This window comes from Kitasatospora sp. GAS204B (genome assembly GCF_029892155.1).
Taxonomy (GTDB): domain Bacteria; phylum Actinomycetota; class Actinomycetes; order Streptomycetales; family Streptomycetaceae; genus Kitasatospora.
Window position 1 is genome coordinate 89,037 of sequence record NZ_JARZAG010000003.1, and the last position, 12,465, is coordinate 101,501.

10 protein-coding genes are annotated in these 12,465 nt (G+C 73.3%); 3 read left to right on the forward strand and 7 right to left on the reverse strand.

Annotated elements, in window-relative coordinates:
* Positions 1–64: 64 nt before the first annotated feature.
* Entirely contained in the window at positions 65–958 is an 894-nt protein-coding gene (locus P3T41_RS05415; RefSeq protein WP_280688205.1) for an A/G-specific adenine glycosylase, read from the reverse strand.
* 170 nt (positions 959–1,128) lie between these two features.
* Between P3T41_RS05415 and P3T41_RS05420 the strand changes: the two genes are divergently transcribed.
* A complete protein-coding gene (locus tag P3T41_RS05420) occupies positions 1,129–2,004 on the forward strand; it encodes a hypothetical protein (RefSeq protein WP_280688207.1) in 876 nt (291 codons plus the stop codon).
* Between the two features lie 55 nt (positions 2,005–2,059).
* Here the strand turns inward: P3T41_RS05420 and disA are convergent, their stop codons facing one another.
* Both disA and radA read right to left on the reverse strand, forming a co-directional pair.
* Positions 2,060–3,166: a DNA integrity scanning diadenylate cyclase DisA gene (gene disA / locus P3T41_RS05425; protein WP_280688209.1), complete on the reverse strand. Its 1,107-nt coding sequence runs from the start codon at positions 3,164–3,166 to the stop codon at positions 2,060–2,062.
* A gap of 120 nt (positions 3,167–3,286) precedes the next feature.
* Complete coding sequence (gene radA, locus P3T41_RS05430) at positions 3,287–4,792, reverse strand: DNA repair protein RadA (RefSeq protein WP_280688211.1); 1,506 nt, start codon at positions 4,790–4,792, stop codon at positions 3,287–3,289.
* 126 nt (positions 4,793–4,918) lie between these two features.
* Here radA and P3T41_RS05435 point away from each other — a divergent pair, with 126 nt between their 5' ends.
* Entirely contained in the window at positions 4,919–6,862 is a 1,944-nt protein-coding gene (locus P3T41_RS05435; RefSeq protein ID WP_280688213.1) for a sigma-70 family RNA polymerase sigma factor, read from the forward strand.
* A gap of 219 nt (positions 6,863–7,081) precedes the next feature.
* Entirely contained in the window at positions 7,082–8,110 is a 1,029-nt protein-coding gene (locus P3T41_RS05440) for an NAD-dependent epimerase/dehydratase family protein (RefSeq protein ID WP_280688215.1), read from the forward strand.
* Between the two features lie 80 nt (positions 8,111–8,190).
* Here the strand turns inward: P3T41_RS05440 and P3T41_RS05445 are convergent, their stop codons facing one another.
* The 4 genes from P3T41_RS05445 to P3T41_RS05460 all read right to left on the reverse strand — a co-directional run bounded on the left by P3T41_RS05445 (position 8,191) and on the right by P3T41_RS05460 (position 12,442).
* Positions 8,191–8,949: a DUF4239 domain-containing protein gene (locus P3T41_RS05445; RefSeq protein ID WP_280688216.1), complete on the reverse strand. Its 759-nt coding sequence runs from the start codon at positions 8,947–8,949 to the stop codon at positions 8,191–8,193.
* A 38-nt stretch (positions 8,950–8,987) separates the two neighbouring features.
* On the reverse strand, positions 8,988–10,139 hold the full coding sequence (locus P3T41_RS05450) for a family 2 encapsulin nanocompartment cargo protein polyprenyl transferase (RefSeq protein ID WP_280688218.1): 1,152 nt from the start codon (positions 10,137–10,139) through the stop codon (positions 8,988–8,990).
* A gap of 110 nt (positions 10,140–10,249) precedes the next feature.
* Positions 10,250–11,674 (reverse strand): family 2B encapsulin nanocompartment shell protein, encoded by a 1,425-nt coding sequence (locus tag P3T41_RS05455; RefSeq protein WP_280688220.1) that lies wholly within the window; start codon positions 11,672–11,674, stop codon positions 10,250–10,252.
* 216 nt (positions 11,675–11,890) lie between these two features.
* Entirely contained in the window at positions 11,891–12,442 is a 552-nt protein-coding gene (locus P3T41_RS05460; RefSeq protein WP_280688222.1) for a methylated-DNA--[protein]-cysteine S-methyltransferase, read from the reverse strand.
* Between the last annotated feature and the right edge of the window lie 23 nt (positions 12,443–12,465).

A 12,465-nucleotide genomic window follows, 5' to 3' on the forward strand; every position in this document is an offset into this window, starting at 1 on the left:
GACCGCCCGAGAAGCTGACGGCGGGTGGGCCCGGAGGGATCCCGGGCCCACCCGCCGTCGTCGTTCACGCCGGAAGGCGGAAACGTTCCGAGCCGACGGGCTCGACGAGCCCGTCGATGATCAGACCGTCCAGCGCGCGGGACCGCTGCACGGCGTCGGGCCACACGGCGTCCAGCCGCTGCCGCGGGACCTCGCCGTGCGCCTCGCGGAGCACCGCGAGCAGCTTGCCGCGCACCTGACGGTCGGTGCCCTCGTAGCTCTGGCCGCGGCGGGCCGGGCCCTGGTACGGCGGTCGCCCTGCCCGGTCCCAGGCGCAGTGCGGGCGCAGCGGGCAGTCGCCGCACTCGGGGCCGCGCGCGGTGCAGACCAGGGCGCCCAGCTCCATCACTCCCACCGCCCAGGCGGCGGCCACCTCCGGGTGGTCGGGGAGCAGTTCGGTGGCGGTGCGGCGCTCGGCCGCGGTGGTGGCCTGGGCGGGGTACTCCTCGCCGGTCACCGCGCGGGCGAAGACCCGGCGGACGTTGGTGTCCAGCACCGCGTGCCGCTGGCGGAAGGCGAACGAGGCGACGGCCGCCGCCGTGTACTCGCCGACGCCGGGCAGCGCGAGCAGTTCGGCGTGGTCCGCGGGCACCTCGCCGCCGTGCCGCTCGACGATCGCGGCGGCGGCCGCGTGCAGCCGCAGGGCGCGGCGCGGGTAGCCGAGCCGGCCCCACATCCGCACCGCCTCGCCCGGGGCGTCGGCGGCCAGCGCGGCGGGGGTGGGCCAGCGCTCCAGCCAGGCGGCGTAGGCGGGCAACACCCGCTTGACCGGGGTCTGCTGGAGCATGAACTCGCTCACCATCACCGCCCAGGGCGAGGCGTCGGGCGCCCGCCAGGGCAGGTCGCGGGCGTTCTCCCGGTACCAGTCGAGCACGATGCCGTGCAGCAGCGGGGCGGGGGTCACAGAGGTCGTTGCCATAGCTCTCCGATCCTCGCACACCATGAGGGGGCCGAACGGGCGCCGGATCGCCGCCGGGTGGCCGCCGGATCATCGCTCGAACGGCGGAAATACCGGATCATCGGAAAGATCGGGGTTCGAGAGCGGTGTTGGTGCAACGAGCGGTGCTCCGGCTCTCGTAGAGTTTGATCGTGCCTTCTCTGCGTCAGCCCGTCGGACCGCTGCCCGCCTCGATCTACTGGCGACGGCGGGTTGTTGTGCTTGCCGCCCTCGCGGTGGTGGTGGCCCTGATGGGGTGGCTGACGCTGGGTCAGGGCGGCGGGAACGGCGGCAAGGAGAAGACCGCGCAGCCCGTGCCGGCCCACAGCACGCCACCCTCCCCCGGCTCGATCACGCCTGGCGCCACCCCGACCGGTCCCGCGATCAGCTCGCACCCCGGCGGCTCCAGCGGCGGCACCGGGAGCGGCTCTGCGGTCGGCGGCTCTGGCTCTGGCAGCAGCGGCGCCACGAGTGGCAGCGGTGCTCCTGGTACTCCCGGTTCGACGAGCGGCGGCAGCGGCGGCACCACGGGCGGCAGCGGCACCACCGGCGGCGGCAGCTCGGGCGGTGACGGCGGCGGCACCCCGCCGATCAACACCGGCGACGTGCTGGCCCTGCCCGCCTGCACCGCCTCCCAGCTCACCCTGCAGCTGGCCGGCACCCAGGACGCCTACCAGGCCAAGGACAAGCCGACCTTCGAGCTGAAGATCCACAACGTCTCCACCGCGACCTGCCGCGTCGACCTCGGCCAGACCGCCTCCGCGATCACGGTCAGCTCGGCGAGCGGCGAGCGGTTCTGGTCCTCGGCCGACTGCGCGACCGACAAGCAGAGCCGTTGGGTGCAGGTCTCCCCGGCCGACGTGCTGACCGAGACCTTCGTCTGGGACCGCTCGCACAGCCAGCCGCAGTGCGCGACGCCGACCGACACCTCGCCGGCACCGGTCGGCAAGTACTCGGTGCAGGCCGAGCTGACCGGCCCCGGCGGCGGCCCGGTCAAGGCCCTGGTCTCCACTCGGCTGGACAGCTGACCGTACGTCCGAGTCGATGTGCTGAGCCGACGCGCTGAGCTGACACAGTGTCAGCTCAGACGTAACGCTCCAGGATCGAGGACTCCGCCAGCCGCGACAGCCCCTCGCGCACCGAACGGGCCCGGGTCTCGCCGACGCCCTCGACGGCCTGCAGGTCGTCGATGCTGGCCGCGAGCAGCTTCTGCAGCCCGCCGAAGTGCTCGACCAGCCGCTCGATGACGGTGTTCGGCAGCCGGGGGATCTTCGCCAGCAGCCGGTAGCCGCGCGGCGAGACCGCGGAATCCAGCGACTCGGGCGAGCCGGAGTAGCCGATCGCCTTGGCCACCGTCTGCAGGTCGAGCAGCTCGGCGTGGGTGAGCGCCTCCAGGTCGGCCAGCACCTCGGGGACGGTGCGCCCGCGCTTGGCGGCCCGCTCGGGGAAGTAGTCCCGGGCGACCAGCTCGCGCTCCGGCTCCACGCCCGCGATCAGCTCGTCCAGCTGGAGCGAGAGCAGTCGCCCGTCGATGCCGAGCTCCAGCACGTACCCGGCGATCTCGGCCGCGATCAGCCGGACCATCTCCAGCCGCTGGGCCACCGCCGTGACGTCCCGGACCGTGACCAGGTCCTCGATCTCCAGCGCGGAGAGCGTGCCGGCCACCTCGTCCAGCCGCAGCTTGTAGCGCTCCAGGGTGGCCAGCGCCTGGTTGGCCCGGGAGAGCACCGTGGTCGAGTCCTCCAGGACCCGGCGGGTGCCGTTGACGTACATCGCGATCAGCCGCATCGAGTGCGAGACGGCGACCACCGGGAAGCCGGTCTGCTTGTTGACCCGCTCGGCGGTGCGGTGGCGGGTGCCGGTCTCGTCGGTGGGGATCGCGGCGTCCGGCATCAGGTGCACCCCGGCCCGGACGATCTTGGTGATGTCCTTGTCGAGCACCACCGCGCCGTCCAGCTTGCACAGCTCGCGCAGCCGGGTCGCGGTGAACTCGACGTCCAGCACGAAACCGCCGGTGCAGACCGACTCGACCGTCTTGTCGAAGCCGAGCACGATCAGGCCGCCGGTGTTGGCCCGCAACACCCGCTCCAGGCCGTCGCGCAGCGGCGTGCCGGGCGCGATCGCCAACAGCGAGGAGCGCAGCAGGGCCTCTTCGCGGGGGGACTTCTCCGCCCGGTCGCTCGCTGCCACGTGACTCCTTAGGCCGGCCGGTTCGCGCCACCCGGTGGCCCCGGTCCCTCGTTGGCTACTGCCCGTTCTGGTGCTGGACAGGGCAAAGTCTACGGTGCGGGCGCGCTGACGGAGCCTCGGTCAGGCCAGTTCGTCCGAATCGACCGGTTCCCAGCCCGCCATCACCTCCTCGGGCCAGGCGGCCGGCGGCGGCACCAGCGGGGCGCCGACGGCCTGCGGGCGCTGCTCCGTGCGGGGCTTGGCGGCGGCCCGGCGGCGGCCGGGGATCGCCTGCAGCGCCTCGCCGATGTCCGCCACCTCGACCACCTTCATGCCCGGCGGCACCTTGCCCGGGTCCGGCGGGACCAGCGCGTGGGTGAAGCCGAGCCGGTGCGCCTCGGCGAGCCGGCGCTGCACGCCGGTCACCCGGCGGACCTCACCGGCCAGGCCCACTTCGCCGATCGCGACCAGGTTGCTGGGCAGCGGCGTGTCGGTGGAGGAGCTGGCCACCGCCAACGCCACCGCCAGGTCGGCGGACGGCTCGCTGAGCTTCACCCCGCCGACGGTGGCGGTGTAGATGTCCTGCTTGCCGAGCTTGACGCCGCCGTGCCGCTCGACCACGGCCAGGATCATCGCGATCCGGGGCGACTCCAGGCCCGAGGTGGTCCGGCGCGGCGAGGGGATCTGGGAGTCCACCATCAGCGCCTGCACCTCGGCGACCAGCGGGCGCTTGCCCTCCAGGGTCACCGTCAGGCAGGTGCCGGGAACCGGCTTGTCACGGCGGGTCAGGAAGAGGCCGGAGGGGTCGGCCAGACCGACGATGCCCTCGTCGTGCAGCTCGAAGCAGCCGACCTCGTCGGTGGCGCCGTAGCGGTTCTTGACGCCCCGGATGATCCGCAGCCGGGCGTGGCGGTCGCCCTCGAAGGAGAGCACCACGTCGACCAGGTGCTCCAGCAGGCGGGGGCCGGCGATCTGGCCGTCCTTGGTGACGTGGCCGACCAGCAGGGTGGCCATGCCGCGGTCCTTGGAGGCGCGGATCAGCGCCCCGGCCACCTCGCGCACCTGGGCCGGGCCGCCGGGGGCGCCGTCCAGCTCGGCGGAGGCGATGGTCTGGACCGAATCGAGGATCAGCAGGCCGGGGTTGACCTGGTCGATGTGGCCGAGCACCGCGCCCAGGTCCTGCTCGGCGGCGAGGTAGAGGTGGTCGGAGAGCGCGTCGATCCGGTCGGCGCGCAGCCGGACCTGGCCCGCCGACTCCTCACCGGTGACGTAGAGGGTGCGGTGCTGGGAGGTGGCGGCCTTGGCGGCGACGTCCAGCAGCAGGGTGGACTTGCCGACGCCGGGCTCACCGGCCAGCAGCACCACGGCGCCCGGGACCAAGCCGCCGCCGAGCACCCGGTCCAGCTCCGGCACGCCGGTGGAGCGGGCGGTGGCGACCTGGCCGTCGACCTGGCCGATCGGGCGGGCCGGGGCGCTGACCGGGCCGGCGGCGGTGGTGCGGATCGGCACGGCGCCGTACTCCTCCACCGTGCCCCAGGCGTTGCACTCGGGGCATCGGCCGACCCATTTGGGCAGCTGGTTGCCGCACTCCGTGCAGCGGTAGGCCGGACGGGGCTTGGCGGTGGTCTTCGCGGTGCGGGCTGCCATGGGGGCCACGGTAGCGGGTGGGACCGACAACGAGTTGTCAGCCGCTGTGTGGTGCTGTTACCCGAAAGAAGGACAAACGGCCCGACTTTCGGGGTCGCCGGGCGCCGGGTCCCTACCGTCGGGAGGATGAACCCCCGTCTGGACCCCACCGCGGCGTTCGACCAGCTGCTGGACGGCCTGTACACCTACTGCCTCTCGGTCCTCTGCGACCGGCGGGCCGCGCTCGCCGCGCTGGACGAGGCCCGGCAACTGGCCCTCGCCAGCGCGGACCGGCTGGCCGACCCCGGGCTGTACCGGGCCTGGCTGTACTCGCTGGCGCGGTACGCCTGCGTCCGGCGGCTGGCCGCCGCCGGTGACGCCCCGGCCGACACCACGGCTGGCGCCGGGGCCGACGCTTCGGCTGATGCTTCAGCCGAGGGCGCGGCTGACGCGCCGGCGTCGGGCGGCGGTGACCCGGCGCGGCTGGGCGAGCTGGCCTGGCCGGAGGCGGCCGGCACCACCGCCGAGCAACGTGAGGCGCTGGAACTGGCGTTGCGTCACCGGCTCACCCCGCTGGAGGTGGCGGCGGTGCTCGGGATCGACGCGCAGGCCGCCCAGCAGCTGCTCGCGGACGGCCGTGCCGAGGTGGAGCGGACCAGGCTGGCGCTGCTGGTGCTCGGCGTCGGGAGCTGCCCCGAGCTGGGCCGGCTCGGCGGCGCGGGCGCGGACCACTGGCGCTCCTGGGTGCTCGGCCCGGCGCTGCGCCGCGAGCTGGTGGGGCATCTGGTCAGCTGCCCGACCTGCCGGGGCACCGCGGAGCGGGTCGGCGCGACGCTCGGCGCGGTGGGCGGCGGCCCGGCCGGGCTGCCGCTGCTCGCGGCGCCGGTGCAGCGCGCGGCGCCCGGAGGTTCGCCTTTGACGCCGGAAGTCGGCCCGATCGACGTTCCGAGCCCGCCGCGCGCCGGCCGTCCCGCTCGGCACGCCCGCGCCGCGCGGTTCGACGAGCGCGGCTTCCCCCGGCACCGGGCGCCCGGCCTGCTGGAACGCCATCGCCCGGGCGGCGATCTGCACGAGCGTGCCGTCCTGGTCCGCCAGCGGGCGCTCACCACCGGGGTGCTGGCCGCCGTGCTCAGCGCGCCGCTGGCCGCGCTCTGGCTGTCGCACCGGGACGGGTCCGCCACGGCCACCACGGCTGCGGTCTCCTCGGTCCGGGTGTCGGACGGGACGCCTGACCCGAGCCTGGGGGCGCCGCCGAGCGTCTCCGCCGCGCCGGCGCCGACCCCGGGTGGCGGCCGGCCGCCGGTCAGCGCGCTGGCCGCCGCGGTCGTGCGACCGGCCGTGCCAGCTGCTGGTGCTGCTGCGACGGGTGCAGAAACGTTGCTGCCGAACGTGCGGGGCGTCGCCGTCCCGGTCCCCGCCGCGGGCGCCGTGGCGCTCAGCGACCCGGGCCTGCACAGCGTCCCGGTCCCCAGTTCGTCCACCGGACCGGTCGCGCAGCTCACCGTCGAGGCCGGCGCCTACGGCAGCCGTACCGTGCTCACCCTCACCAACAGCGGCGACGTGCCGCTCGACTGGCGGGCCGTGCCCGACTGCGACTGGCTACGCCTGAGCCGTGACGCGGGCACCCTGGCGCCCGGCCAGCGGATCACCGTGACGGTCACCGTCGACGAGCAGCGCGCGCCGAGCGGTCACTGGACGGCCACGATCGCGCTGCCGCCGTCCGAGGCCGTGGTCACGCTGGCCGGCGACAGCGGCGGGGCGCCCTCGCCCACTTCCAGTCCGTCGGCCTCCTCCCCCACCTCGGCCCCCAGCGCCAGCGCGAACCCCAGCGGGGTGGCCAGCCCCAGCCCCTCGGTGACGCCCACCGCGGGCAGCAGCGCGAGCAGCGCGCCGAGCAACAGCGAGAGCCCGAGCGCGAACCCGACGTCGGGCCCGTCGGCCACACCGAGTTCGTCCGCCCGCCCGAGCAACTCGCCGAGCGCCGCGCCCACGCCCTCGCCGAGCCCCTCCGGCAACGCGCCCAGCCCGATCCCCAGCCCCGCTCCGACCTCCGCCACGTCCCACTCCTCGCCCTCGTCGCCCGCACGCTGAACCCCCGGAAACGCCCAGTGATTCCTATGACTCCCCCGAGGCGGAACTTGTTGCACCGGCCGATGAGAAAGCAATGAGGATGTGGCCGAAGCGATACACAAGGCCTGCGCGGAACGTCATGACGGGCTGTCAGCCGGCCTTGGACGATCCGCTCTCGGCGGATCCGCCGTAGGCGAACGCCCCGCTCCGGATCGGCCCCGGGTGGGCAGGATCAGCGGCATGCGAATCCTGATGCTCGGCGGGTCGGTCTTCCTCGGCCGTGCTTTCGTCACCGAGGCCCTGGCCAGGGGCCACCAGGTGACCACCTTCAACCGCGGCCGGTCCGGCCCCGATCTGCCGGGCGCCGAGGCGGTCCGCGGCGACCGCGACAGCGACCAGGACCTGGCCGCGCTGGTCGCCCTGGCGCCGGGGCCGGAGCGGGCCTGGGACCTGGTGATCGACACCAGCGGCCAGCAGCCGCACAGCGTGGCGCGCTCGGCCCGGGCGCTGCGCGAGCACGCCGGGCGCTACCTCTTCGTCTCCTCCGTGCACGCCTTCGCCGACTGGCCCGCCGCGCCGGTCGACGAGGACTCGCCGCTGCACGCGTGCCCGGCCGACTCGCCGCCCGGCCTGCCGTTCGGCAACGCGCTCAAGGCGGGCTGCGAGCGGGCGGTGACCGAGCAGTTCGGCGAGCGCTCGATCGTGCTCAACTGCGGCCTGCTGATCGGGCCTTACGAGAACATCGGACGGCTGCCCTGGTGGCTGGAGCGGATCGCCCGCGGCGGCCGGGTGCTCGCTCCGGGCCGGCCCGGGCTGCCGATCCAGCTGATCGACGCCCGCGACTTCGCCGTCTTCGGCCTCGATCTGGCCGAGCGGGGCGCGAGCGGACGTTACGTGACCACCGGGCTGCCGGGGTCGAGCACGTACGGCGAGCTACTGGCCGAGTGCGTGGCCGCGACCGGCTCCGACGCCGAGCTGAGCTGGGTGGCCGACGACCGGCTGCGCGCGGCCGACATCGAGAGCTGGAGCGAACTTCCGCTCTGGGAAGCCGAGTTCGATGAGGACGGCCGGCCGATCGGGATCTGGCAGGCGGACAGCCGCAAGGCGCGGGCGGCCGGCCTGCGCTGCCGCCCGCTGGCCGAGACGGTGCGCGACACCTGGGCCTGGATCCAGCAGCGCGGGCCCCGCGACCAGCCGTACCTCCAGGGCACCGAGCCGCTCGGCATCGACTCGGCGAAGGAACTGCGGATCCTGGACGGGGAGCCCTGACAGCCCTGACAGCCCTGACATGACGGCGGTTGCGGGAGGTCGGCCTGACCGACTTCCCGCAACCGCCGTGCTGCTCGGGCTCAGCGCGGCGGAGGCAGCCGTTCCAGGAAGACTTCGAAGGCGGTCGGCTTGATCGCGGTGACCCCGGTGAACGGGAAGTTCATCTCCTTGATCACCAGCAGCGAGATCACCACCAGCCCACCGAGCGAGAGCACCATCAGCGAGTGCGCCAGGGTGTTCGGCAGCCCGAAGAGGAAGGTGAAGCCGACGGTGAGCACCCCGCCCGCGATCAGTGCCACCCAGAGCAGCGCCGGGACCTCGTCGTCCACCTCGTTCAACCGGGCCCGGCGCTCCGAGGCGAGGTCCTCCAGGTGGGTCACCGCGTGCTCGTAGAGGACCTGCTGCTGGGCGCCGTTGGGGTTGATCGAGAAGACGCTGGTGCGCATCTGGTAGACCAGCTCGGTGGCCTGCGGGCTGCTCTCGTGCTTGGCCATCTCCGGCCACTCGGTGTCCATCACCGTCCGCGCGTAGCTGAGGGTCTGCTGCTCCAGCTGCGGGCCGAGCGGCGCGGGCAACTCCCGCGAGATCCAGTAGATTCCGGCGACCGCGTCGGCCTCCTGGAAGGTGGTCCGGCGGGCCGAGTCGTTGTTGTTCCAGACCGTGACCACCACGAAGGCGAGCAGCACGGCGTAGATCACCCCGACCGCCGCGAAGATGAACCCCGCGACGTCGTTGTGCGCCTCCCGGACGTGGTGCGGGATCCAGCGTTGCAGCAACTTGAGGAGGACGGCCAGCAGGGCCATGACTATGAAGACGGTGCCGATGTCCATCAGGCTCATGACGGGTGGTCCCTCGGGTCCCTTGGAGAGTGTCGGGCTCAGCGGTTGCGGCGGGTGACCAGCTCGGCCAGCGCCAGCAGGTCGTCGGCCGCCGAGGGCTCCTGGACGGCGACCGAGAGGTGCTCGATGGCGGCGGCCATCCGCTCGCAGGACTCCCCCTGCGCCCAGGCGCGGCCGCCGGCCAGCTCCACGGCCGCGGTGGCGCGGCGCACCTCGTCGGCGGTGAGCGGGCGGTCCAGCGCGTAGATCTCGGCCAGCTCCTCGCCCGCCGGGGTGCCCGAACCGAGGGCCGCCACCACCGGCAGCGACTTCTTGCGGACCAGCAGGTCGGCGCCGACCGGCTTGCCGGTCACCGCCGGATCGCCCCAGATCCCGATCAGATCGTCGATCAGCTGGAAGGCCAGCCCGATCTCGCGGCCGAAGGCGTCCATCGCGGCGGCCCCCTGCGGGCCGGCGCCGCCGTACAGCGCCCCGATCGCACAGGCGGCGCCGAGCAGCGCGCCGGTCTTGGCCTCGGCCATCGCCAGGCACTCGGCCAGCGAGACGGTGCTGCGCTGCTCGAAGGCGCAGTCGGCCTGCTGGCCGTCGCAGAGCTCGACCACGCAGTGGGCCAGCCGGCGCAGCGCGTCGCCGGCCGCCGGGTGGCCGTCCTCGGCGAGGGTGCGCAGGGCCAGCGAGTGCATGGCGTCACCGGCCAGGATCGCCTCGGTCGTCCCGAACACCCGCCAGGCGGTCTGCCGGTGACGACGGGTCTGGTCACGGTCGATCACATCGTCATGCAGCAGCGTGAAGTTGTGCACCAGCTCGACGGCCGCGGCGGCCCTGGTCACCGTCCGGGCGACCTGCTCGGCCGGCGTGCTCCGGTCGGCGCAGGCCTGTGCGGCGGCCAGCACCAGCGCGGGCCGGATGGCCTTGCCGGCGTCCGCCCCGGACGGGGTGCCGTCCGCCTCGCGCCAGCCGAAGTGGTAGGCGGCGACCCGGGCCATCGACTCGGGCATGCTCTCCACCGCGGTCCGCAGCGCCGGGTCGACCACCGCCCGGGCGCGGGCCAGCAGCTCGCCCGCCGGGTCCTCGCTGAACGGCGTGGTTCCGACGGGGGGTTCGGCCCGGGCTGCCGGTACGGTGCCGGCCTGCTCGTGTTGTCGGCTCTGGTCCTTGAGTGGTTGGTCGTTGAGTGTTTCGATCCCCATGGTCGCTGGTCCCCCCAGAAGTCGGGCACGAGAAAGCAGCGGGCAACACCGTGGAGGCTGCCCGCCGACCGCCCCGGGACCTTCGCCCGGGGCGGTCGCAATGGCACGACTCAGCTGCGCGGTCGGGCGATTTCCACGTTTTCCAGCACGCCGATGGCGTCAGGCACCAGAATGGCCGCCGAATAGTAGGCGCTCACCAGGTAGGAGATGATCGCCTTCTCGTTGATGCCCATGAAACGCACCGAGAGGCTGGGCTGGTACTCGTCGGGAATGCCGGTCTGGTGCAGGCCGACCACGCCCTGGTTGTCCGCGCCGACGCGCATCGCCAGAATCGAGCTGGTGTGACCGTCCACGATCGGGATCTTGTTGCAGGAGAGGATCGGCACCCCGCGCCAGGAGGGCACCTGCTGGCCCTGAAGGTCGACGGTGCCCGGGTAGAGGCCCCGGCTGCTGCACTCGCGGCCGAAGGCGGCGATGGCCCGGGGGTGGGCCAGGAAGACCTTGGTGCCCCGGCGACGGCTGAGCAGCTCGTCCATGTCGTCGGGGGTGGGCGGACCGGAGTGGGTCTGGATCCGCTGGTCGTACTCGGCGTTCTGGAGCAGACCGAAGTCGCGGTTGTTGATCAGCTCGTACTCCTGGCGCTCGCGCAGCGCCTCGATGGTGAGCTTCAGCTGCTCCTCGATCTGGTTCATCGGCTCGTTGTAGAGGTCCGCGACCCGGCTGTGCACCTGCAGGACGGTCTGCGCGACGCTCAGCTCGTACTCGCGCGGGGTGAGCTCGTAGTCCACGAAGGTGCCGGGCAGCTCGTGCTCGCCCTCGTGGCCGGCGGCCAGCGCGATGTCGGCCTCGCCGTGCTTGGTCTGCGGCTTGTCGACGTCGGCCAGGAACTGCAGGATCTGGGTGCGCAGGGCCTCCGAGCGGTCCGCGAGCTCCTGGAAGGCGGGCCAGGCGAGGGCCAGCGCCGTGCCGGCGGTGGCGGCCCGGACGGTGTACGGCCAGAGGCCGTCGGCGGCGGTCAGCGCCTCGTCGCCCAGGTGGTCGCCGTCGGCCAGCACGCCGACCACGGCCTGGTCGCCGTACTTGCCGGAGCCGACCTTGTTGATCTTGCCGTGCGCGATCAGGAAGACCTCGTTGATCGGCTGGCCGGCCTCGCAGAGCACCTCGCCGGCCCGGAAGTCCCGCTGGACGAACCGGGCGGCCAGCTCCTCCAGCAGGGCGTCGTCCTCGAGGCCGCGCAGCACCGGCACCTCGCGGAGCGTGGGGGCCAGCACCCGCACCTCGGCCCCGGTCTTGATGAAGCCCACCCGACCGCGCCCCACCGCGTAGCTGAGCCGGCGGTTGACGCGGTACGTGCCTGCGGACACCTGGACCCAGGGCAGCACCTTGAGCAGCCAGCGCGAGCTGATGCCCTGCATCTGCGGCGTGGACTTGGTGGTGGTGGCAAGATTCCGAGCCGCGGCGGTCGCAAGACTCTGCTGCTGATTCTCCGACGAGCTGCCGGGTGCCGGAATACCGACATTGGTCTCAGTGGTCATGACGGGGCCCTCCCCCAGAAAAATGATGCGGACTGCTGCATTCCAGCCTGGGGCCCCGACGATCACAACGCAATCACTCGGATGGGTGATTGGATGGTCGGATTAATAAGTACGATTAGCTATTCTGCTCGAATTCCGGTTCGAGGAATTCCGGACAGGATCGTTCCTTCCGGCCACCGCGATCGCACCGTTTCGTCCGTCGTCCGCAGTCCGTCGTCAACTCGGCCCGTCCCAGTCCAGGGTCGGCGCCAGCCAGCCCTCCAGGGTCAGCAGCCAGCGCTTGACGTCCAGCCCCACCCGGCCGTTGCCGAATCCGCCCAGCCCGACCGAGGCGACCACCCGATGGCAGGGCACCAGCACCGGGAGCGGGTTGGCGCCCATCATCTGCCCCACCGCCCGGGCCGCCAGCCCGGGGCTCTCGGCGACGCTCTCGAACACCCGGCTGCGTTGGGCCAGACGGCCGTACGTGATCGTCTCGCCGTACGGCACCGTCCGGTGCAGCGTCGCCAGCACCACCTGGTGCGGGCCGCCGGCCAGCCGCCAGTCGAGCGGCAACGCCAACTCGCGGCGCTGCCCCGCGAAGTACTCCGCGAACTGCTCGATCACCGCCGCCACCCGCCGCGGCTCGGCGCAGCGCGGCCCGCCCTCGGGCACGCTCTCCGGCGTGAAGTGCACCGCCGCCACCCCGAGCCCGGTGACGCCGACGGTGAGCGGCCCGGTCGGCAGCGGGCTCGGCACGGTGATCCACTCGATCGTTCCGTCGCTCATGACCGCCTCGGTGTGTTCTCCAT